This is a genomic window from Paracoccus mutanolyticus (genome assembly GCF_003285265.1).
GTDB lineage: Bacteria > Pseudomonadota > Alphaproteobacteria > Rhodobacterales > Rhodobacteraceae > Paracoccus > Paracoccus yeei.
This window is the reverse complement of sequence record NZ_CP030239.1, coordinates 909504-931299: the sequence shown is the minus strand read 5'-3', so window position 1 is coordinate 931299 and position 21796 is coordinate 909504. Positions and strand designations below refer to the sequence as shown.

Genomic DNA, 21796 nt, shown 5'->3' with positions numbered 1-21796 from the left:
AAGGCCTGCCCGGGGCAGGCCGGTAACGGCTGGGACGGACCATCAGTGGCCCGAATGCCCCGCATCGTGACCCTGGTGGGCGGCGGGGGCGGGACGCATGGCGCGAACATCGAAGGTCAGGGCGACCGTGCCCGCCTTCTCGAAGACCAGGGTCGCCTCGACCGTCTGCCCCTCGGCGAAGGGCTCGGGCACCTGCAAGAACATCAAGTGATAGCCGCCCGGCCTCAGCGCGACCGTCTCCCCGGCGGGGATGGCCAGTCCGTCGGGCAGCTCGCGCATTTTCATCACGCTGCCATTCATGGCCATTTCGTGAATCTGCACCGCACCAGCCTGCGGCGAGCGGGCCGAGATCAGACGATCGGCGTTCGGGCCGTCATTGCGGATGGTCACATAGCCGCCTGCAACGGGGGCCTTGGGCAGCATGGCCCGGATATAGGCGTCCGAAAGCGTCATGCCCTGATGCGTGACGGGGTCCGCCACGGCGCCCGTGCCAAGGATGCCAAGGAAAAGCGCGCCCAGAAGCGGGGCGGCCAGAATATCGGATTTCATGGGGTTTCCTCTCGGGAAGGATTTGCCGCTTGAGGCATCAGTTCACGGGGCAGGAGGCCTCCGTGCCGAAGGGGTCAGCACCTCGGCGCGCAGCACGGCCAGCGCATGCGCCGAAACCAGATCGGCGGGGCGGCCCAGGGTCACGCTGGCGACAGCAGGGACCGGGGCCGCGTCCAGCAGGGGCTGGGCATGCACCGACCAATCGCAGGGCGGTTTCGGCGTCTTGGGGACAGGTTCGCCTTGCCGGACGCGGTACTCATCGGCCGGAACGACATCGCCGTCCTCGTCCAGCACCATCTCGACCGGCATGTGATCGGCGCACAGCACGACCATGAAGCTGTCGGGCGTCGTGCCTTGCGCCACCATCGTGCCCTGCGCCATCAGCGAGAGCAGCACGAAGGGCAGGACCAAGACCAGCGCCAGCATCCGGCCAGGGGCCGGGCTGGTGCAAGGAAAGGATCTGCCAAGCTGTCGCATCAGGAACCCGATTGCATGTCGGATCTATAGGCGCACGGCCCTGACCGCGCCAGGGATTTGAGATCCGCGCGGCATATTGCCGCGCGGAACGCGTTCGATGCCGCTGCAGGAAGGACCGATGTCAAGGTCCCGCGCCAGCTAGCTGCCGGGGCGCGCTCATGCCGCAAGGTCATTGCTCCAGCGCATAGGCGATGACGTAATCGCCGGGTTTCGTTCCGACCGAGCCATGCCCGCCCGCCACGATCACCACGAACTGGCGCCCGTCCTGTTCATAGGTCATCGGCGTCGCCTGGCCACCCGCGGGCAGCCGCGCCTGCCACAGTTGCGCGCCGGTGGTCAGGTCGTAACCCCGGATGAAATCGTCGACCGCGGCCGCCAGGAAGGCCACGCCGCCCGCGGTGATGATCGGCCCGCCAATACCCGGCACGCCCAGCTTGAAGGGCAGGGGCAGCATCGTCATGTCGCGGACGGTGCCGTTCCGGTGCTTCCAGGCGATCTGGCCCGTCGTCAGGTCGGCGCCCGCGACATAGCCCCAGGGCGGCGCCTGGCAGGGGACCTTCAGCTTGCCCAGGAACGGCCCCATGACCACGCCATAGGGCGCGCCTTCGTTCCGGTTCAGGCCCTGTTCGCTGGCTTTCTCGCCCTCGCCCTTGGGCGGGATGTCGGCGCGCGGCACCAGGCGCGAGGTGAAGGCCAGATAGGTCGGCATCCCGAACATCACCTGCCGCTGCGGGTCGACGGCGATGCTGCCCCAGTTGAACGTGCCGAAGTTCCCCGGATAGACGATGGTCCCCTTGAGCGAGGGCGGCGTATAGCGCCCCTCGTAGTTCAGGCGGTTGAAGTCGATCCGGCACATCAGCTGGTCAAAGATCGTGATCCCCCACATGTCGCGTTCGCGCAGGGGCGGAGGCGAGAAGCTCAGCGCCGATGTCGGCTGCGTCGGGGCGGTGAAATCCTCGGGGATCGCGCCCTTGGGGGCCGGCTCTTCGGTGACGGGCAGGATCGGTTCGCCGGTCTCGCGGTTCAGGACATAGATGTCGCCCTGTTTCGTCGGGGCGACCAGCGCGGGCACCACCGCGCCGTTCACGGTCAGGTCGACCAGGACCGGCTGCGCCGGAACGTCCATGTCCCAAAGGTCGTGATGCACCGTCTGGAACACCCAGGCCTGCTGCCCACTGTCGACCCGAAGCGCCACGACCGAGGAAGAATGCGCCTCGACCGCGGGGGAACGGCCCATGCCCAGCTGGTCCGGCACCTGGTTGCCAAGGGGGATGTAAACCAGCCCGCGCTGTTCATCGACGGAAAACACCGACCAGCTGTTGGGGCTGTTGGCGGTATAGGTCTCGCCCGCCGCGATGTCGATCGGGGTGGTGTCGTCGGGATTGCCGCTGTCCCAGTTCCATAGCAGTTCCCCCGTGCGGATATCGAAGGCGCGGATCACGCCCGATGGCGACTGGATCGAGAAGTTGTCGTTCACCGCGCCGCCGATGATGATCTTGCCCGCCACCGCGACCGGCGGCGAGGTCGAGTAGTAATAGCCCGCAGGGTTGAAGGGCATCCCGGCTTCAAGCCGCAGCACGCCCTGGTTGGCGAAGCTGGTGCAGACCTCGCCCGTCTCGGCGTTCAGCGCGATCAGCCGCGCGTCGGCGGTGGGCATCTAGACGCGGGCGGGCAATCCTCGGGCGCGGCGGGCGTTGCCGGGGCGGTCGTTGCCGGCATGTCCGCCATGTTCCAATAGGTCACGCCGCGGCAGGTCTGGTGCTGGCGGTCCGGGTTCATTCCCGAATTCGCGTCATAGCGCCAGATTTCCTTGCCCGTCTTCGCCTCCAGCGCGATCGCGATGTTATGGGGCGTGCAGAGGTAAAGCTTGTCGCCGACCTTCAGCGGCGTCACCTGATAGGTCGTCTCGTTCACGTCGTCGGGGCGCTTCACGTCGCCCGTCTGATAGCGCCAGACCTCGCGCAGGTTTGCGACATTCGCAGTCGTGATCTGGTCGAGGGGCGAATAGCGCTGGCCGAAATTCGTGCGGCCGTACTGGTGCCATTCCTCGGGCGGGACGTCATTGCCCAGGGCCGGCGCCTCGGTCCGCGGCTCGGCATTCAGCGTGCCGTCCATGCCGTGCGGGTCCTGGACCATGGCATAGCCTGCCACCGCGACCGAAACCAGCGCAGCGATGCCGACGGGCCATCCCGAGACCCGCCCGCCCCGGAGCGAGGGCGCGGAAAGCCCGGCCCGAACCGCCGGCAGACAAAGCCAAAGGGCCATCAGCACGACCAGCCCGCCGCGTGGCGCCAGTTGCCACCAGTCGAAGCCGACCTCCCACACCGCCCAGACGAGCCACAGGATGACGGTGAGCGCGAACAACCCGATGGCGGCGCCGTTGCGGCGAAACAGCAGGACGGCCACGATCAGGATCGCGATGGCCAGCACCAGATAGGCGGGACTTCCGCCCAGCACGGCCAGCCAGCCGCCAAGCGCGGCCAAAGCGATCCCGATCAGAGCAAAGAGTGCTGCGGTGACTGAAAGCATGATTTTTTCCCCTTGGCGATCTTCGATCAATCCTGGTCGATGGCATGAGGATTGCCGCTGTCCTGAGCCGGGGCGGTCCCGTCCCCGCCCGAGGGCATGACCGCATAAAGCACCACAATGGCCAGCACGATCACGGCCAGGGCAATAAAGATACGATTGGACATGGATGCTTCCTGATGTGCTGGGTTCGGATGAATTCGGAACGGCAAGGGCAGTTTTGTCGTGAAGGATTAACCGGGAAACCGATAAACTGGCCGCATCGGGCGGCGCTCAGGATATGCCGGGCGGGGCAAGGGTTGCCCCGGCTGAGTCGTTTCCATGGTAGCCATGACTTTCCGATCTGCAAGGCCAGTTTCGCGTCTGCGTTGAAAGGCCGGGCCAGCATGCCTTGGGCGGTGGCCGGGAAAGGTCCTCAGCTAGCCTCGGTTAGACGCCTGCCCGAACGCCCGCCGGCAAGATGGCCCCGCCCGCCTTTGCTGCTGCCTGCTCTTGATCGTGGCCCCGCGAGAAGGAAGGATGCGGGCTTTCTCATGATGCAAGGTCTCGTGCGATGATCGTCCGTTCCCGCCCCGGTCTGCTGACGCTGTTCTTCGTTCTGAAGGGATCGATCATCCTGCGCACCTGGCCGCAGCTTTTCGCCGTGGGCCTGCTGTCCGTGATCGTCGTGGCCGCGCATCGCCACGCACCGGACACCGTTCCCGGGATCAATCCCGCGCCGATGACGCTGATCGGCATCGCGCTGTCGGTGTTCCTCAGCTTCCGCAACAATGCCTGCTATGATCGCTGGTGGGAGGGGCGCAAGCTCTGGGGCCAGATCATCCAGTCGGCCCGGGACATCGCCCGGCAGACGGTTGTCCTGGATCAGGGGCAGGGCGGGCCTTCGCCCGAGCGGCGCGAGATCCTGACGGCGATCATCGCCTTTGGACATGCCGCCGTCGGGCAGTTGCGGCAAAAGACCAGCGCACGCCAGGCCGGCGAGCCGGCGCTTTTCGCCGAGCCTGCGGACGCGATCCTGCACACCGTGGCCGCACAGGTCGGAGGGCTGCTGCGCCAGGGCCGCCTTGCTGCCGTCGAGGCTCTGGGCCTGAACGACAGCCTTGGCCGGCTGACACAGGCCTTGGTCGGTTGCGAACGCCTGTCCAACACGCCCTTGCCCTTCGCCTATACGCTGCTCCTGCACCGGACGGCGTATCTGTTCTGCTTTCTTCTGCCGTTCGGCCTTGCCGACACGCTGGGCTGGTCCACCCCGCTGGCCGCCATGCTCGTGGCCTATACGTTCTTCGGACTTGACGCCCTGGGCGAGGAGCTGGAGGAGCCCTTCGGCTTGCTGCCCAACAACCTGCCGATCTCGGCCTATGCGACCATGATCGAGATCCATCTGCGCTCGGCCCTGGGCGAGACGGAGCTTCCTGCCATGCCGGTCCCTGTCGACTATGTCATGACGTGACGCGAAAGGGGAAGGCGCTCGGCCGATCCCAAAGAGATCGGCGCAAGAAAAAACCCCCTCTGCTATCGCATGGGGGTTCGTTCGTCCTGGCTGGGGCAGCCTTGGCTCAAAGGCCGCGCGCGACCCGCTCGATGTCGCCACGAGTCAGGCCGATGTCGTTCAGTTCGCGATCCGACAGGCTGTTCAGTTCGTGGCGGGTCGCGCGGGCTTCGTTCCACGCGGCCAGCATCGAGAAGAGGTTCGCGACGATATTGCCAACACCACCAACAGCGGCACCGCGGTTCATTTCCATCGTCGACATGTTCATCACCCGTTTCAGAATTGCCCGACCGTCGGGCAGTCTCTCCATGAACAGGGATATGGATTGTGCACCTGCAGAAATGTAGCCGCGAGATCGGCAAGGCCGCCATGCGTGACATGCAAGGTGGCTTGTGCGGGGCGGCGAGGGAATTTGCGGGGGTCTTGTCATAAACGGTTGGCGATGTCTCGGAAGTGCGCCTGACACGCGCTCGACCCCGCAAAGTGCCTATGGCGCTCAAGGCCATCCTTCCCCAGATTGGCCCTGCGCCCAGGCTGACGGGGCGGGTTATCGCTGAGGCACTCATGACCATTCGCGGGAAGCGTCGTGTCAGGCGTCGCAAGGCGGCCAAGCCGGGTGTTCCGGGCGCAACAGGCATTCGGCTGGCGCTGGGGCTGGCGCAACTCGCGGCACAAGGTATGACGGCACTGGTGGCCACGGCGAAGCCGCCGCGTAGCGCCAAGCCCGCGGAGAAAAGGGCGAACTCCAAAACTCGGGTGCCGGGCGTCGTCGGCCGTCCGAGGTCCAGCTTCAGCGCCGGGACGCACAGCTGTCCGCAAGGCAGCTTGCGCTATCGCATCTTCAAGCCCGGGGCGGCGGCCGGCAGCAAGCCGATGCCGCTTCTGATCATGCTGCACGGATGCGCCCAGACGCCCGAGGATTTCGCGACCGGAACCGGAATGAACGCGCTGGCCAAGGAACGCGGCGTCATCGTGGTCTATCCCGGACAGTCAAGCAAGGCGCACTCGAACCGATGCTGGAACTGGTTCGACCCCGCCCATACCGCCCGGGGCCTGGGCGAGGCCGCGGCCATCGCCAGCCTCACGCGGCGCGTTCTGGACACGCATGGCGCGGATCCCGCGCGAGTCTATGTGGCAGGGCTTTCGGCGGGTGCCTCCATGGCGCTGGTACTGGCCCATGCCTATCCCGACCTTTTTGCCGCTGCCGGGGTCCACTCCGGCCTGCCCCTGGGCGCGGCGCGGGATCAGGTGTCCGCGATCATGGCGATGCAGCGCGGCAATCCGGGCGTTCGACTGGACCGAGCCGTTCCCACGATCGTCTTTCACGGCAGCCATGACAGGGTTGTTCACCCGCGCAACGGCCGCCTTGTCGCGATCCGCGCGCGCGAGCCCTACATTGCGCTGCGCCACGCGCAATCGGCCGGCCGCGCTGCAGGCGGGCATGCCTATGCCAAAAGCGTCGACCGGATCAACGCGGGCCGCCCCCTGGTCGAGCATTGGACCATCCGGGGCGCGGGCCATGCCTGGTCGGGCGGTTCGCCACGTGGCCGCTTCACCGACCCGAAGGGCCCCGATGCGTCGCGCGAGATGCTGCGCTTTCTCCTGCGCCACAGCCTTGCCGCGCGCACCCGCAAGGCGCTGGCCTCGGCTCTTGCGCGCCAGGCTGCCTTGTCGTCCTTGCGGTCCGGCTAGGGCACGGACAACCAGCCCTTCACGAAATCGGCGCGATCCTCCAGGCTCGTCCTGGGCAGTTCGATCGTCTGATAGCCGAGCCGCGCATAGGTTTGCGCCATGATCCTGCCGGTCGCCGCGGCCTCCTGCCGGTCCTGCCTTCGCTCGATGTCCTGCGTGAAGATCGCGTCCCAGAACGGAGCGATGAAAACCCTTTTGTTGTAAGGATAAAGGCTGGCCGCCGCCTCGACATGGGCCGGGACAGGCAGACCGCAGAGCGTAAGATAGCCAATGACATCCGGTATGCCCCGATCCATCAGAACCGGGCCGTCCAGCGCCCTCGCCTCGTGCCAGGACCGGAGTTCCCATCCCAGCATGAGTTCGGCAAACATCGACCTGTCCGCCCAGGGCAGGGATGGCCCGCCGATCCGCACCTGATCCCGGATGATGGCCCGGCCGGCCTCGGGCATGCTGCGGAAGCCCTGGCGGGCCAGGGCACCGATCAGGCTGGTCTTGCCGGAACCGGGGCCCCCGGTCACGATGAACATGTGGTCGCCCATGTGCCACCCTCGCGTTCTTTTGTTGGAGAGATGCGCCGATGGCCCGAGCGTCGGCCGGGCCCTGTCGATGCGCTGGCGTGAGGTTAGCTGCTCAGGTGACGGGCGGCAATGGCTTCGTGACGGCCTCCGGTGCCAGGGGCGCGGGGTCAGTTCCAGGGATGGCGCGGCGGATGCGCGTCGTTGAGGTAATAGTTGCCGACATGAAAGAACTTCCAGCGCACCGGGTCGTGCAGCGTATGCACGCGGGCATTGCGCCAGTGCCGGTCCAGCCCGTGCTGCGCCAGCGTGGAACGCGTGCCGGCCAGTTCGAACAGCGTGTTGGTGGCTTCGATGGCGATCTGCGTGGTCAGCACCTTGGCCTCGCCGGTGCGGATCGTCGCCTGCGAGACATTGTCCAGCGTCGGATCGGCATGGGCGCGGTCGATGGCGCGGCCGGCGATCTCCAGCAGCGCTTCGGCGGCATGCAGGCGGATCTTCAGGTCGCCGATGGCGGCGATGGTATAGGGATCGTCGCTGGCCCGGTCCCGGCCGCTGTCGACCCAGGGCCGGCTGTGCGTGCGCACGAAGCGGATCGTCTCGTCGATGGCATTGCGGGCGATGCCGGCGTCGATGGCGGCCTGGATGATCTGCGACACCGGCCCCTGGACCGAGGGCGCGGCCGCCTCGTCGCGCAGCTTGACGGCGCGGTCGCGCGGCACGCTGACATCCTCCAGCCGCACGCTGCCCGAGGCGGTGGTGCGCTGGCCAAAGCTCGACCAGTTGTTGGTGACGGTCAGGCCCGGCGCCGGGCGGTCGGCAAAGACCAGCCAGGCGCCGTCCTCGCCGATGGCGACGATGGGCACGACATGGGCCAGCAGCGCGCCGGTGGTATAGAACTTCTCGCCATTGACCACGGCCTCGTCGCCCTGGAAGGTCACCCGGGTCTGGAAATCGGCAACCGTCTTGCCGCCCAGTTCCGAAAAGGCGTTGCCGAAGCGCAACCCCCGCAGCGCCCAGCCGAAGATCTGGCGCTTCTGCGCCTCGGTCGCGTCCAGGTCGACCACGTTCAGGATGGCGATGTGGTTCTGCGCGATCTGCGCCACCGCCGGATCGCCCGAGGCGACGATGGAGATCACCTTGGCCAGCGTCGCATGGGACAGACCCGGCCCGCCATAGGCCTTGGGCACGTTGATCGACCAGATGCCGCTTTGCGAATAGAGGTCCAGCTCGCGCAGCGGAAGCAGCCCCTCGCGGTCGCGCAGGGCGGCGTCGCGGGCGAAATCGGCGGCCAGATCCTGCGCGACGCGGATCGCCTCGTCGTCGCTGGTCAGGACATGGGCCGGGGTGGCGGGCAGCGGCCGGGGCGGCACCGGATCGGCGGAGTTGACGCGAGGATGGACCGAATGGTCGATCGGATTGGCGGTAGGCGAGCCCATGACGGATCCTTTGTTCTGGAACTGGCCCCGGGCGGGGCATGGGCAAAGGTTTTCAGCGCCCGGGGCCCGCGGCAAGCCGGACCGGATTTTCTTCTTGGCCGGCGGGCGGCGACGGTTTTCTCCGGCCCGGGGCGCGGGCGACATCAATCTTTTCCCGCACCCGCACCGGCGGCTGATTCGGCCGCGCGCGGCGGACGGTCGAACAGTGCCGGGCTTTTCTGCCGCGGGCCGGAAGGGCAAGGTTTCTTCCGGCCAACCCATTGAAAAGAAAATGCCGTTTCATGGCGCGTCCCAAGGCCGGCGCCTAGACTTGCCGCCATGCCGAGACATGGCGTGCAATCAGGAGAGTGACCCCGTGACAGTCCAGAACCAGTGGCGCCGCGCGCCCGACACCGCCGAACTGAAGGCGCGATTCCGCCCCGTCTTCGACCGCATCGCCGAAGGCGCGGTCCGGCGCGAGATCGACCGCAGCCTGGCCCATGAGGAGATCGGCTGGCTGAAGCAGGCGGGCTTCACCGCGCTGCGCGTCCCGGTGGAACTCGGCGGCGCCGGGGCCAGCCTGGAGCAGTTCTTCGACCTGCTGATCGACCTGGCCGAGGCCGACACCAACCTGGCCCAGGGGTTGCGCAGCCATTTCGCGCTGGTCGAGGACCGGCTGGTCGCACCCCGCGCCGAGGGCGAGCCCTGGCTGCGCCGTTTCGCCGCGGGCGAGATCGCCGGCAACGGCTGGACCGAGGTGGGCGAGGTCAAGCTGGGCGACACCATCACCAAGGTCACGCCGCAGGGCGACGGCTTCCGGGTGGACGGGCGGAAATACTATTCCACCGGCACGATCTATGCCGACTGGATCGACGTCTATGCCACGCGCTCGGACGATGGCGCGCCGGTGATCGCGCTGGTGGCGGCGGATCAGGAGGGCGTGCAGATCAGCGACGACTGGACCGGCTTCGGCCAGAAGCTGACCGGCACCGGCACCACGGTCTTCGACAATGCCCGTGCCGAGGCGGTGATCCCGTTCGAGCAGCGCTTCCGCTATCAGACGGCCTTCTACCAGCTGGTGCTGAACGCGACCATCACCGGCGCGGCGCTGGCCGCGGTGCGCGATGCGGCGGCGCTGGTCGCCCGGCGCAAGCGGGCCTTCTCGCACGGGTCGGGGACCGAGGTGCGCTTCGATCCGCAGGTCCTGCAGGTGATCGGCAAGGCGCGCCCTGGCCTATGCCGCCCGCGCCGCCACGCTGGAGGCCGCCCGCGCCGCGCAACGCGCGCATGACACCGCGCAGGGCGGCGACAAGGCCGCCGATGACGCCGCCAACATCGAGGCCGAGCTGCAATGGCGCCGGCTCAGGTCGCGGCGATCGAGCTGGGCTGCGGGCGGTGACGGATGTGTTCGACGCGCTCAGCGCCAGTTCGACCGACCAGGGGCTGGCGCTGGACCGGCATTGGCGCAATGCCCGCACGGCCGCCAGCCACAACCCGGCGATCTACAAGCAGCGCATCCTGGGCGACCATGCCGTGAACGGCACCGAGCCGGTCTATGTCTGGCAGATCGGCGCCGTCGCCGGCTGAACCGATGCGAACGCCCCCGGATCGCTCCGGGGGCGTTGTCATGCGGGATCGGGGGGATTCAGGCCGCGTCGCCCAGATAGATGCGGTGCAGATCGTCGCGGGCGGCCACATCGGCCGCCGGGCCCTCCAGCGCCACCCGGCCGGTGTCCAGCACATAGGCGCGCCGGGCATGGGCCAGCGACAGGGTGGCGTTCTGTTCGGCCAGCAGAAAGGCGATGCCCTTGTCGCGGTTCAGCCGGGCGATGATCTGGAAGATCTCCTGCACGATCTTCGGCGCCAGCCCCATCGAGGGCTCGTCCAGCAGCACCAGCCGGGGCCGGGTCAGCAGCGCCCGGCCGATGGCCAGCATCTGCTGTTCCCCGCCCGAGGTCAGCCCGGCCTGTGTCGCGCGCTTGTCGCGCAGCCGGGGGAACCAGTCATAGATTTCCTCCAGCGCGCCGCGCAGCGCCGCCCGGCCGGGACGGCGCAGGAAGGCGCCGGCCTGCAGGTTCTCCTCGACCGTCAGATGCGGAAAGACGTGGCGGCCCTCCAGCACATGGACCAGGCCGCGCCCGGCCAGCCGGTTCGTCGGCAGGCTCAGAACGTCCTGGCCATCCAGCCGGATCGCGCCCTTGCGGACCTGGCCGCGATCCGCCGCGATCAGGCCCGAGATCGCCTTCAGCGTGCTGCTTTTGCCGGCGCCGTTCGCGCCCAGCAGGGCGACGATCTCGCCCGGCGCGACGGTCAGGCTGACATCGGCGACGGCCAGGATGCCGCCGTATCCGGCCTCGATGCCCTCGACGCGCAGAAGTTCGGTCATGCTTGCCTCCTTGGCGAAGGGGCGGGGGCAGGGCGCCCCCGCCGCCGGGTCAGTTGGTCAGTTCGCGCGGCGCGATGCCGTGCTCCTTGGCATAGGCCGCCGATTTCCCTCGATCAGCGGGCGCACGTGTCGTGATCGGCTCGCACCCAGTCGCTGATCGGGGTCCATTGCGCGCCGTCCCATTGCTGGACGCGCACCGCGCCGCCGCCCTCGTGATCCTCGGGCGTCAGGTGCAGGTTCTGCACCAGCCCCTTGAAGCCCGCGCGTTCCAGCGCCGCGTCGTCCAGCTTCAGATGCTCCAGCGCCCATTGCCCTTCCTCGGAGGTGATCGGGCGGTTGCCGAACCTGGCCTGCGCCTGGCGCACGATCTCGACCGAGATCAGCGCATCGACCAGCCCCGAGTTGTAATAGACGGAGCCGAAGGCGGAGGTGTCGCGCAGGTCCGACTTGCCGGTGTCGATGATGTGGTCCTTGAGCTTTTGGGAAATCTCGAACCCGGTGCCGGCGGGATAGGGGGTCAGCGCCAGATAGCCCTTGGCGGCATTGCCGGCGGGGATCACGTCTTCCTCGGAACTGGCCCAGACATCGCCGATGATATGGTCGGCCGGGATGCCGAAGCGCGCGGCGGTCTTGATCGCGACCGGGGTCGAGACGCCCCAGGTGCGCAGGAACACCCAGTCCGGTTTCTGTTCGCGCACCTGCCGCCATTGCGCCGATTGCTCGTTGCCGGGGTCGGCGACCGGGATCTGGATGTTCTCGAAGCCGTACTTCTGCGCCAGCAGCGCCAACGGCTCTTGGGTTTCGCGGCCATAGGCGCTGTCGTGATAGACGGTCGCGATCTTCTTGCCCCTGAGCTTCTCGAACCCGCCTTCGCGCTCGGCGATATAGTTCACCAGTGCCGAGGCCTCGGAATAGAAGGTCAGCATCACCGGGAACATATAGGGAAAGACCCGCCCGTCGGCGGATTCGGTGCGCCCGTAGGCCAGCGTCACCAGCGGGATCTTGTCGGCCGCGGCGCGTTCGGCCAAGGCATAGGCGGCAGGCTGGCCGTTCGGGAAATAGCTTGCCAGCGGCGCGCCGTTCAGCCCGTGCTTGAAGCGTTCATAGCATTCGATGCCCTTTTCGGCCGTCCACTCCGTCTCGCATTCCTGCCAGACGATGGGCACGCCGTTGATGCCGCCCTCGACCTCGTTGATATAGCGGTAATAGTCGATGCGGCCGGCCCAGATCGAGGCGCCCGAGGCCGCGTAGGGGCCGACGCGATAGCTGGCGATCGGGAAGAACTGCTTGTCGCTGTCGGGGCCGGGACGGGTCTCGATGGCCTCTGCGGCGGTGGCGGCCAGCAGCGCGGCGGCGGCCAGGGTCAATATGCGTTTCATCATGTCACCTCAGGAAGGGTCGGTTTCCGCCGCCGGATTGCGCGGCGTGATCTTGTGTTCTTTCGCGTAGGCGGCGGATTTTTCCGCGACCAGCGCCTTGACCAGGTCGGTGTCGGCCTTGATCCAGTCGGTTTGCAGCACCCATTTCGCGCCGTCCCACTGCTGGATGCGGGCCGCGCCGCCGCCCTCGTGGTCGGTGGGCGGATGCTAATCGGCTGCAGCAGCCCGTTGAAGCCGATTTCCTTCAGCCGCGCCGGGTCGATGGTCAGGTGCTCGAAGGCCCAGCGGCCTTCCTCGCCGTTCAGCGGCCGGGCGCCGAACCTGGCATAGCCGGTGCGCAGCGCCTCGACCGCCAGAGCGCCGTTCACCAGGCCGATGTTGTAGTTCACCGCGCCGAAGAATTTTGGGTCGCGCAGGTCGGATTTGCCCTTGTCGAGAATCGCGGCCTTGATGCGCCGATGGATCTCGAAATCGCTGCCGCCGGGATAGGGGGCCAGCGCCTGATAGCCCCGGCCGCCTTGCCCGCCGGGATCACGTCGTTCGGACCCGGCCCAGACATCGGCGATGATGTGGTCGGCCGGAAAGCCGAAGCGCGCCGCCGTCTTGATCGCGACCGGGGTCGAGACGCCCCAGGTGCGCAGGAACACCCAGTCGGGCTTCAGTTCGCGGATCTGGCGCCATTGCGGAGATTGTTCGTTGCCGGGATCGGCGACCGGGATCTGGATGTTCTCGAACCCGTATTTCTCGGCCAGTTTCGCGACCGCCGCCTGGGTCTCGCGGCCATAGGCGCTGTCGTGATAGAGGGTGGCGATCTTTTTGCCGCGCAGCCTGTCATAGCCGCCCTCTTTCTGGGCGATATAGGCTACGCCGGTCGTGGCCTGGCTGTAATAGGAAAACAGCAAGGGGAAGGCATAGGGAAAGACCGTGCCGTCGATGCTTTCGGTCTTGCCGCCCGCCGGGTCGATCAGCGGGATATGGTCGGCCGCGGCCTTTTCCAGCAGCGCATGGGTCGCCGGCGTGCCATGGGTGAAGAAGAAGGCCAGCGGGCTGCCGTCCTTGCCGTTCTTGACCCGCTCATAGACCTCGACGGTGCGGTCGGGGGACCATTCGGTCTCGAATTCCTCGTAGTTCAGCTTCACGCCGTCGATGCCGCCCTCGACCTCGTTGACATAGCGGAAATAGTCCAGCAGGCCGGCCCACCACAGCTCGCCCGACGAGGCATAGGGCCCGGTGCGATAGGTGGGCAGCGGGATGTATTGCGCGGTCTCGGCCTGGATGGCTGTGGGCGTGACCAGGGATGTGCCGGCCAGCAGCGCGGCAAGGATCAGGTGTTTCATGAGGTCTCCGGTTGCAGGGGGTCAGCGGCGCGCGCGCCGCAGAAGACGGGCCAGCCCCTCGGGTTCGCGGATCAGGAACCAGATGATGAGCGTGCCGTAGATGACCTTTTGCAGGTTCTGCAAAAGGCCCGCGTCGACATGGCCGCGGAAGGCGAATTGAAAGGCCCAGTCCAGCGCCAGGGGCAGGATGCTGACGAAGGCCGCGCCCAGATAGGCGCCCCGGATCGTGCCGAGCCCACCGATGATGATGATGAACAGGATCTGATAGGACCGCATCAGCCCGAAGCTTTGCACCGAGGCCGAGCCCAGATAGGCAAAGGCCCAGAGCGCCCCGGCGATGCCCAGGATGGCGCTGGAGATGGCGAAGGCCTGCAGCTTGGCGCGCCGCACCGGCACGCCGATCACCGCCGCCGCCGTGTCCATGTCGCGCACCGCCTGCCAGTTGCGCCCGGTCTGGCCGCGCACCAGGTTCAGCGCGGCCCAGCTCAGCGCCGCGACGGTCGCCAGCACCAGGAAATAGCGGCCATGCGGCGTCTCAAGGCTGTAGCCGCCGACATGCAGCCCGGCAGGCAGCTGGATGGTGGCCGAGGAATTGCCGTTGTAGAACCAGGGGAACTTCAGGAACAGCCATTCCAGGAAGAATTGCGCCGCCAGCGTCGACACGATCAGGTAGAAGCCCCTGATCCGGCTGGATGGCGCGCCGAAGACCAGCCCGGCCGCCCCGGCGATGGCGCCCGCGGCCAGCAGCGCCAGGGGCAGCGGCAGGCCCGGCAGGCGCAGCTGAAAGGCGAAGGTGGCATAGGCGCCGACCATCATGAAGGCCCCCGCGCCCAGCGAGATCTGCCCGGCATAGCCCGTCAGCAGGTTCAGCCCCAGCCCGGCCAGCGACAGGATCAGGAAGGGCAGGATGATGGCGTCGATCCAGTATTCCGACAGCAGGAACGGCGCGGCGATGGCCGCACCCGCCGCCAGGACCAGAAGCGGCCCGTGGGGCGGGACGCGCGCCGCGCCGGGGGCAAGGATCAGTTCGGGATTGGACATGGATCAGACCCTTTCGATCTCGGCTTCGCCGAACAGGCCCGCGGGCCGGATGAACAGGAAACCCAGCGCCAGCACATAGGCGAACCACGGGGTGATGCCGCCGCCGAGAAGGGGCCCAGATAGGTCTCGGCAGGGCTTCGGCGGCGCCGACGATCAGGCCCGCCCGCGATGGCGCCGCCGATCGAGGTGAAGCCTCCGATGATCAGCACCGGCAGCGCCTTCAGCGCCACCAGCGACAGGCTGAACTGCACCCCCTGCCGCGCGCCCCACAACAGGCCCGCGACCAGCCCGACCAAGCCCGCGACGGTCCAGACGATCTGCCAGATGCGGTTGATGTCGATGCCGATGGACAGCGCCGCGCGGGTGTCGTCGGCGACCCCGCGCAGCGAGACGCCGATGCGGGTGCGGTTGAACAGCAGCGACAGGCCCAGCACCAGGGCGCCCGCGACCCCGGCTGCGATCAGGTCGAAGCGGCTGATGAGGATGTCGCCCAGAAAGATCGGCACATCCTCGATCCCCAGGTCGATGGCGCGCACCTGCGCGCCCATCAGCCCCTGCGCCACCCCCTCGATGATGTAGCTGAGCCCCAGCGTCGCCATGAACAGCGTCATGGGCGAGCGGTTGGTCAGCGGCCGCAGCACCAGCCGCTCGACCCCGACCGACAGGACGACCAGCGCGGCGATGGTCAGCGCGACGGCGGCCACGGCGGGTACGCCCTGGTCGGTCAGCGACACGAAGGTCAGCGCCGCGAACAAAAGGATCGCGCCCTGGGCATAGTTGAAGACGCCCGAGGCCTTGTAGATCAGCACGAAGCCGATCGCGACCAGCGAATACATGGTGCCGGCCAGCAGCCCGCCGATCAGGGTTTCCAGGAACAGGTTCATGCGGCCTCCGCTGCGGCTGCGCCCAGATAGGCGGCGATGACGTCGGGATTGTCGCGGATGGTTTCGGGCGGGCCGTCGGCCAGCTTGCGGCCATAGTCCAGCACCACGACGTGATGGGCCAGACGCAGCACCACGCCGATGTCGTGTTCGATCAGCACGATGGTCAGGCCCAGATCGGCGTTCAGCCGGGCGATCAGCCGGCGATTTCCTGCTTTTCGTCGCGGTTCATGCCGGCCAGCGGCTCGTCCAGCAGCAAAAGCCGGGGCATCGCGACCAGCGCCCGCGCCAGCTCGACGCGCTTTTGCAGACCATAGGGCAGGGCGCCGACCGGCGTTCTTGCATGGCGGGTCAGGTCCAGCTGATCGAGCACAAGGGCGGCTCGGCGGCGGAAGGCCCGTGCCTCGGCCCGGGCGCGCGGCAGGCGCAGCGCCTCATCCAGCGAGCCGACGCGCGACTGGCGCGTCAGGCCGGGATGGCATTGTCCGCGACCGCCCGGACGCTACAAGGGCGGCTGAAGCCGCTTCGCTATGCCGCGATGGGCCGCGTCGCCCGGGCGCATCCGGTCGAAATGCCGGCCCTCGAAGACGATCTCGCCGGCGTCGGGCGTATAGACCCCGTTCAGGATGTTCAGAAGCGAGCTTTTGCCCGCGCCGTTCGGGCCGATCAGGGCGCAGATCTCGCCCGGGGCGACGCGGAAGGACAGTTCGGAAATCGCCTTCACGCCCTTGAAGGACAGCGAGATGTTGCGGACTTCCAGGATGGATTCGGTCATGGGCTTACCAGGGCAAAAGGGGGGCGCCCGCCGGAAAGCGTCCCGGCGGCCGGCAGGGGGCAAAGGCGCGGGCCGTCAGGCCGTGGCGGGTTCGGGAATGCGGGTTCGGGCCTCGGCCTCGGCCCGCTTGACCGCCTGGATGTCGCGATAGCGCGCGGCGGGATGGGTTTTGGGCAGCAGCGGGCCGTCGCCGAACAGCTTCTCGCGCAGCGTGCCCTTGCGATAGGCGGTCGGATAGACGCCGCGCCTTTGCAGTTCCGGCACGACATGGCCGATCACATCGGCGAAGGTCTCATGCGCCAGCGCATAGGCCAGGTTGAAGCCGTCCACGTCGGTTTCCTCGATCCATTCCTGCAACTGGTCGGCCACCGTCGCGGCCGAGCCGACGAACAGCGGCCCCATGCCGCCGATGCCGCCCCATTTCGCCAGTTCCTCGATGGTCCAGGTCTTTTCGCCGCTGGACAGATGCTCGACCGCGGAAATGATGGCGTTGGTTTCCACCTTCTTCACCGTATCGGTCGGTGCATAGCGGCCGAAGTCGATCCCGGTCCATCCCGACATCAGCACCAGCGCACCGTCGTAAGAGGCGTATGTCTGATACTCCTCGAACTTGCGGCGGGCCTTTTCGTCGGTCTCGTCGGTGATGATCGTGGCCATGGCATAGATCAGCACCTTCTTGGGATCGCGCCCTGCGGCGGCGGCCTTGGCCCGGATCTCGCGCACATAGGCGGCGGTCGCGGATTTCAGTGGCGTCGAGATGAAGACGCATTCCGCATGGCCGGCCGCGAAGGCCTTGCCCGCGCCCGAGGCGCCGGCCTGGAACAGTACCGGCGTGCGCTGCGGCGAAGGCTCGCACAGGTGATAGCCCGGCACGTCGAAATAGCGGCCCTTGTGGCCGATCTCGTGGATCTTCGTGGGGTCGGCAAAGAGGCCGCGTTCGCGGTCGCGCAGGACGGCGCCCTCCTCCCAGCTGCCCTCGAACAGCTTGTAGAGCACCTCGACGTATTCGGCGGCCACGTCATAGCGGTTGTCGTGGCTGCGCAGGCCCCCCTGGCCGATGTTCCTGGCCCCGCTTTCCAGATAGGAGGTGACGATATTCCATCCCACGCGCCCCTTGGTGTGGTGGTCGGCGGTCGAAAGCCGCCGGGCGAAGGTATAGGGATGCTCGAAACTGGTCGAGGCGGTGATGCCGATGCCCAGATGCTCGGTCGCCTGCGCAATCGGGTTGGCCAGTTGCAGCGGATCGTTCACCGGGATCTGCACGCCCTGTTCCAGCGCGGGATGCAGGCTGCCCTTGTAGACGTCGTAATAGCCGATGACATCGGCGATGAAGACCGAGTCGAAGAAGCCCGTCTCCAGCAGCCGGCCCAGGTCGGTCCAGTATTCCAGGTCGTTGTAGCTCCAGGAGCGGTCGCGCGGATGGCGCCACAGGCCGGGGGACTGATGCCCGATGCAGTTCATTTCGAAGGCGTTGAAGCGGATGGGCTTGGTCATGGGCTTTCCAGTCTCATGGGGGTCGCGCAATGCCGTGTCGCGGGGTCGCAAAAGGCGATTGATCGGATCGTCTTTATGGCTAGCCGCTGACCGCCGGCTCTGGCAAGGAAATCTCCGCAGCGAAATTCTGCTGCGCCGCAGAAGATTTCCCGCGTCCCATCGGGGGCCGACGGTGGCATTCTTCCCGCATCGCAGCGACCAAGGCGGCGATTCCCGCACCATGGCGGCGCTGGGCGCAAGGGCGGCGGGAAATCCATTCCCTGTCCGCGTCCTGCGGCGCAGGCTTTCACCTCTGCGGGCAACGGCCTTTGGAATGGCCGGGCGGCGGGGCAGGACCTATCAATTCCCCAGTCGATCAGTCGTCTTTTCTGGGAGCATATCTTGACCGGACCCCGCCTTGCTGCTTTCGCCGGCTCGTGGAGCCAGCCCTCCAAGACCCGCCGCCTTGTCTACGCCGTCGCGGCGGATTTCCAGGCGGACGGGCTGCATCCCGACCTGTCTCAGCGGCTGAATCGCGCGGTCGGGCAATGTGCCGCGCATCTTCCCCGACACCATGCCGCGCCGCTGCGCGCGGCCGGCTGAACCAGGGCTGATACCATGACCAATCCGACCAAGAAGCGCATCATCCTGAACGCCTTCGACATGACCTGCGTGGGCCATCAGGCGGCGGGCACCTGGCGCCATCCCTCCAGCCAGGCCGCGCGCTACAACGACCTGGAATACTGGACGAACCTCGCCATCGAACTGGAGCGCGGCGCCTTTGACAGCCTGTTCATCGCCGATGTGGTGGGGGTTTATGACGTCTATCGCGGCTCGGCCGAGGCGGCGCTGCAGGATGCCGCGCAGGTGCCGGTGAACGACCCGTTCGGCGCGATTTCCGCGATGGCGGCGGTGACGCGGAACCTGGGCTTCGGCATCACCGCGGCCGTGACCTTCGAGCATCCCTATCTGCTGGCGCGGCGGCTCACGACGCTGGACCACCTGACCAAGGGGCGGGTGGCCTGGAACGTGGTCTCCTCCTATCTGGACAGCGCCGCGAGGAATATCGGCATGGAGCGCCAGATCGCCCATGACGCCCGCTATGACCTGGCCGAGGAATACATGGAAGTCACCTACAAGCTGTGGGAGGGCAGCTGGGAGGACGGCGCCGTGCTGCGCGACAGGGAACGCGGCATCTTCACGGACGCCAGCAAGGTGCATCCGATCCGGCACGAGGGCACATATTTCAAGGTGCCGGGCTTCCACCTGTGCGAGCCCTCGCCGCAGCGCACGCCGGTGATCTTCCAGGCCGGCGCCTCGGCGCGCGGGCGCCAGTTCGCCGCCCGCCATGCCGAGGCGATGTTCGTGCTGGCGACCAGCCCCGAGACGGCCCGGAAGCTGACCGATGCCATCCGCGCCGAGGTCGCCGCCGGGCGCGAGCCGGACAGCCTGAAGATCTTTGCCCTGTTGACCGTCATTACCGGCCCTAGCGACGAGGCCGCGCAGCGCAAATACCAGGAATACTTGGACTATGCCTCGGCCGAAGGCGCGCTGGCGCTTTACGGCGGCTGGACAGGCCTCGATTTTTCCACGCTGGACCCGGACCAGCCGCTGGCGGCGGTGGAAAACGACAGCCTGCGCACCACGCTGGAATCGCTCGCCGCCGATGGCGAGGCCTGGACGGTGCGCGACGTGATCCGCAAGCGCGCCATCGGCGGGCTTGGCCCGGTGCTGGTCGGCGGGCCGCAGACCGTGGCCGATGCGCTGGAGGCCTGGGTGGACGAGGGCGGCGTCGACGGCTTCAACCTGGCCTATGCCGTGACCCCGGCCTCGACCACGGATTTCATCGACTTCGTGGTGCCGGAACTGCGCAAGCGCGGCCGGGCGCAGGCCGGATACGCACCGGGCACGCTGCGCGAGAAGCTGTTGGGCGATGCCGGCGGCCGGGTGCGCGACAGCCACCCCGCCGCGCAATGGCGCCGCCATTACATCGGCCGCGAAAGCGTCGCCGACGCCAGCCGGCCCAGCGGCTTTGACATCGCCGCACGCGCAGGACATCCTGGGCGTCGCATTTCGGCATGAGAACATCCATGCCATATCTGTTCCAGGCTGGCAGCGGCGCCTGTGTCGAGGCCGCAAAATGGGCGTTGGCTGGTCCCATCCCCATCGGCCAAAGCATCGGGGAGGCCAGGCCCTTGGCCTGGGCGACGACGGGGCGCGCGATTTTCCACGAGGATGCGGCAAGGCTGCTGGGCTTGGGCGCGGAATGATGCAAGGCTGGGCGCATGACTGATCTTCCGGCGCAGGGCATTCCCGTTGTGGCCATCATCGGCGGCGGCTTCACCGGCGCGGTCACGGCCGTTCATCTGGGCCGCGCGCCGACCGGCCCGGCGCGCATCGTGGTGGTCGAGCCGCGCGAGCCACTGGGCCGGGGGCTGGCCTATTCCGCCGCCGACCCCAGCCACCGCATCAACGTGCCCGCCGCGCGCATGACCCTGGATTGCGCGCGGAAAAGCGGGCTTCAGGACTGGCTGGACGCCCAGGGAATCCCGCTGTCCCCGGGCACCCGGCTGCCCACGGGCGAGGCGTTCGTGCAGCGCCGGCTGGTCGCGGATTACGTGGGCGACGCGCTGGCGCCGCTGCTGGCCTCGGGTCGGGTGCGGCATCTGCGGGCCAGCGCCGTCGCGGCAGAGCGCGCGGGTGGGCGCTTCCGGGTGCGCTGCGACGACGGGTGTGCGTTGGCGGCCGACCTGCTGGTCATCGCCACCAGCCATCCGCCGCCCGGCATCCCGGCGGTCTTTGCCGACCTGGCGCGATCGCCGCATCTGATCCCCGACAGCAGCGATGCGGCCCGCGTGGCCGAGGTCGCCCGAACGGCGCCGAACGTGCTGGTTCGGCCGCCTGACCTCGGCCGTCCGATCGGTAGCCCGGCTGCCAGAGGCCATGCTTCGGGCCGGATCACGGCGCTGTCGCACCGCGCGCCGCGTTCGCGCTGGCATGCCTTCGGCCATGCCGAATCCGCTGCCGATTTTGCCGCCGCCCCGTCCCGCACGGCGCTGGGCCTGCTGCGCCGCATCCGGCAGGCGGTGCGCCGCGATGCGCAGGCCGGCCTGCCTTGGCAGGCGGCGCTGGACAATGTGCGCCGCGACGGCCCGGCGATCTGGGCGGCACTGCCGCTGGCCGAACGCGCCCGGCTGCTGCGCTGGCTGCGGGTCTGGTGGGACGTCCACCGCTTTCGCATCGCCCCGCAGGTCGAGGCGGTGCTGGACCGGCTGATTGTCGAGGGCCGGCTGACCCTCGCCCCCGGCCGGCTGCTCTCGGCCCGGCAGGCCGAGGCGGGTATCGAGGTCACCTGGCGCGGCCGCGACCTGCGCCCGCGATCCGAGGTCTTTAACGCCGTGATCCTGACCACCGGCCCCGCGCATGGCGGCATCCTTGCGGGCTCGCCCGTGCTGTCCTCGCTGGCCGAGGCCGGGCTGATCCGCGCCGATCCGCTGCATCTCGGGTTGGACGTGGCACAAGGCTGCCACGCGGTCGGCAAGGACGGCACGATCCAGCCGGACCTGCTGGTCGCGGGCCCCCTGGCGCGCGGCCATGTGGGCGAGCTGATGGGCATCCCCGAGGTGACCGCCCACGCCCAGCAGGTCGCCGACCGGCTGGCGCAACTCCTGGGCGCGCGGGAGCCTGTGTCCGGAACGGCGTGAAGGCGGCGGTGGCGCATCACGGCGGCGCCGCTCAAAAGACGGCGCCGTTTGCGTCCGGCGTTGTCGCTTGCACCGACGGGCGCGGCGTAGTCCGTTCAGGTCTGGCGCAGCCGTGCTCTCATCGCCGAATTGGATGTCCCCAGGACGGCGATCC

Annotated in this window: 21 protein-coding genes and 2 pseudogenes; 7 read left to right on the top strand and 16 right to left on the bottom strand. The window is 68.0% G+C overall.

The window, feature by feature from the left end:
* Positions 1 to 42: 42 nt before the first annotated feature.
* The 5 genes from DPM13_RS05090 to DPM13_RS20475 form a co-directional block, all read right to left on the bottom strand.
* Complete coding sequence (locus DPM13_RS05090; RefSeq protein ID WP_112887576.1) at positions 43 to 549, bottom strand: copper chaperone PCu(A)C; 507 nt, start codon at positions 547 to 549, stop codon at positions 43 to 45.
* A gap of 42 nt (positions 550 to 591) precedes the next feature.
* On the bottom strand, positions 592 to 1026 hold the full coding sequence (locus tag DPM13_RS05085; protein ID WP_145963311.1) for a hypothetical protein: 435 nt from the start codon (positions 1024 to 1026) through the stop codon (positions 592 to 594).
* 169 nt (positions 1027 to 1195) lie between these two features.
* A complete protein-coding gene (locus DPM13_RS22265) occupies positions 1196 to 2683 on the bottom strand; it encodes a PQQ-binding-like beta-propeller repeat protein (RefSeq protein ID WP_223252361.1) in 1488 nt (495 codons plus the stop codon).
* Positions 2659 to 3555, bottom strand: a complete 897-nt coding sequence (locus DPM13_RS22260) for a PQQ-binding-like beta-propeller repeat protein (RefSeq protein ID WP_223252360.1) — start codon at positions 3553 to 3555, stop codon at positions 2659 to 2661. Before DPM13_RS22260 ends, DPM13_RS22265 begins: the two co-directional genes overlap by 25 nt.
* Positions 3556 to 3581: 26 nt before the next feature.
* On the bottom strand, positions 3582 to 3719 hold the full coding sequence (locus DPM13_RS20475; RefSeq protein WP_155992535.1) for a hypothetical protein: 138 nt from the start codon (positions 3717 to 3719) through the stop codon (positions 3582 to 3584).
* A 386-nt stretch (positions 3720 to 4105) separates the two neighbouring features.
* On the opposite strand from DPM13_RS20475, the gene DPM13_RS05075 reads away from it, so the two are divergent.
* A complete protein-coding gene (locus tag DPM13_RS05075; protein WP_112887574.1) occupies positions 4106 to 5002 on the top strand; it encodes a bestrophin family protein in 897 nt (298 codons plus the stop codon).
* A 106-nt stretch (positions 5003 to 5108) separates the two neighbouring features.
* Here the strand turns inward: DPM13_RS05075 and DPM13_RS05070 are convergent, their stop codons facing one another.
* The gene (locus tag DPM13_RS05070; protein ID WP_397246273.1) at positions 5109 to 5288 is read right to left on the bottom strand and encodes a DUF1127 domain-containing protein; all 180 of its coding nucleotides are present in this window, start codon (positions 5286 to 5288) and stop codon (positions 5109 to 5111) included.
* Between the two features lie 578 nt (positions 5289 to 5866).
* Here DPM13_RS05070 and DPM13_RS05065 point away from each other — a divergent pair.
* Positions 5867 to 6733: an extracellular catalytic domain type 1 short-chain-length polyhydroxyalkanoate depolymerase gene (locus DPM13_RS05065; RefSeq protein WP_223252359.1), complete on the top strand. Its 867-nt coding sequence runs from the start codon at positions 5867 to 5869 to the stop codon at positions 6731 to 6733.
* Here the strand turns inward: DPM13_RS05065 and DPM13_RS05060 are convergent.
* Together DPM13_RS05060 and DPM13_RS05055 are read right to left on the bottom strand one after the other, a co-directional pair.
* A complete protein-coding gene (locus tag DPM13_RS05060) occupies positions 6730 to 7272 on the bottom strand; it encodes an AAA family ATPase (RefSeq protein ID WP_223252358.1) in 543 nt (180 codons plus the stop codon). The two genes, DPM13_RS05065 and DPM13_RS05060, sit on opposite strands and share 4 nt — an antisense overlap.
* Positions 7273 to 7418: 146 nt before the next feature.
* On the bottom strand, positions 7419 to 8687 hold the full coding sequence (locus tag DPM13_RS05055) for an SfnB family sulfur acquisition oxidoreductase (protein ID WP_112887572.1): 1269 nt from the start codon (positions 8685 to 8687) through the stop codon (positions 7419 to 7421).
* Between the two features lie 355 nt (positions 8688 to 9042).
* Here DPM13_RS05055 and DPM13_RS05050 point away from each other — a divergent pair, with 355 nt between their 5' ends.
* Together DPM13_RS05050 and DPM13_RS22255 are read left to right on the top strand one after the other, a co-directional pair.
* Positions 9043 to 9957 (top strand): acyl-CoA dehydrogenase family protein, encoded by a 915-nt coding sequence (locus DPM13_RS05050; protein WP_223252357.1) that lies wholly within the window; start codon positions 9043 to 9045, stop codon positions 9955 to 9957.
* Positions 9954 to 10253, top strand: coding sequence for a hypothetical protein (locus tag DPM13_RS22255; RefSeq protein WP_223252356.1), 300 nt, complete (start codon positions 9954 to 9956; stop codon positions 10251 to 10253). The genes DPM13_RS05050 and DPM13_RS22255 overlap by 4 nt, the downstream gene beginning before the upstream one ends.
* Before the next feature lie 58 nt (positions 10254 to 10311).
* Here the strand turns inward: DPM13_RS22255 and DPM13_RS05045 are convergent, their stop codons facing one another.
* The 8 genes and pseudogenes from DPM13_RS05045 to DPM13_RS05015 form a co-directional block, all read right to left on the bottom strand.
* Entirely contained in the window at positions 10312 to 11052 is a 741-nt protein-coding gene (locus DPM13_RS05045) for an ABC transporter ATP-binding protein (RefSeq protein WP_112887571.1), read from the bottom strand.
* Positions 11053 to 11165: 113 nt separating this feature from the next.
* Positions 11166 to 12431 carry an ABC transporter substrate-binding protein gene (locus DPM13_RS05040; protein ID WP_223252355.1) on the bottom strand — a complete coding sequence of 422 codons (1266 nt, stop codon included), beginning with the start codon at positions 12429 to 12431 and terminating at the stop codon, positions 11166 to 11168.
* The gene (locus tag DPM13_RS05035; RefSeq protein ID WP_223252354.1) at positions 12431 to 13768 is read right to left on the bottom strand and encodes an ABC transporter substrate-binding protein; all 1338 of its coding nucleotides are present in this window, start codon (positions 13766 to 13768) and stop codon (positions 12431 to 12433) included. Before DPM13_RS05035 ends, DPM13_RS05040 begins: the two co-directional genes overlap by 1 nt.
* A gap of 21 nt (positions 13769 to 13789) precedes the next feature.
* A complete protein-coding gene (locus tag DPM13_RS05030; RefSeq protein WP_112887570.1) occupies positions 13790 to 14809 on the bottom strand; it encodes a branched-chain amino acid ABC transporter permease in 1020 nt (339 codons plus the stop codon).
* 3 nt (positions 14810 to 14812) lie between these two features.
* A pseudogene (locus DPM13_RS05025) lies at positions 14813 to 15693 on the bottom strand (branched-chain amino acid ABC transporter permease).
* Positions 15690 to 15851, bottom strand: a complete 162-nt coding sequence (locus DPM13_RS22250; RefSeq protein WP_223252353.1) for an ABC transporter ATP-binding protein C-terminal domain-containing protein — start codon at positions 15849 to 15851, stop codon at positions 15690 to 15692. Before DPM13_RS22250 ends, DPM13_RS05025 begins: the two are co-directional and overlap by 4 nt.
* Positions 15852 to 15886: 35 nt before the next feature.
* Positions 15887 to 16465 (bottom strand): annotated as a pseudogene (locus DPM13_RS05020) (ATP-binding cassette domain-containing protein).
* Positions 16466 to 16540: 75 nt separating this feature from the next.
* Positions 16541 to 17959, bottom strand: coding sequence for an LLM class flavin-dependent oxidoreductase (locus DPM13_RS05015; RefSeq protein WP_112887569.1), 1419 nt, complete (start codon positions 17957 to 17959; stop codon positions 16541 to 16543).
* A gap of 381 nt (positions 17960 to 18340) precedes the next feature.
* Here DPM13_RS05015 and DPM13_RS05010 point away from each other — a divergent pair, with 381 nt between their 5' ends.
* The 3 genes from DPM13_RS05010 (at position 18341) to DPM13_RS04995 (ending at position 21642) form a co-directional block, all read left to right on the top strand.
* Positions 18341 to 18541, top strand: a complete 201-nt coding sequence (locus DPM13_RS05010) for a hypothetical protein (RefSeq protein ID WP_112887568.1) — start codon at positions 18341 to 18343, stop codon at positions 18539 to 18541.
* Between the two features lie 15 nt (positions 18542 to 18556).
* Positions 18557 to 20020, top strand: a complete 1464-nt coding sequence (locus DPM13_RS05005; RefSeq protein WP_112887567.1) for an LLM class flavin-dependent oxidoreductase — start codon at positions 18557 to 18559, stop codon at positions 20018 to 20020.
* Between the two features lie 203 nt (positions 20021 to 20223).
* On the top strand, positions 20224 to 21642 hold the full coding sequence (locus tag DPM13_RS04995; RefSeq protein WP_112887565.1) for an FAD/NAD(P)-binding protein: 1419 nt from the start codon (positions 20224 to 20226) through the stop codon (positions 21640 to 21642).
* Positions 21643 to 21796 lie beyond the last annotated feature (154 nt).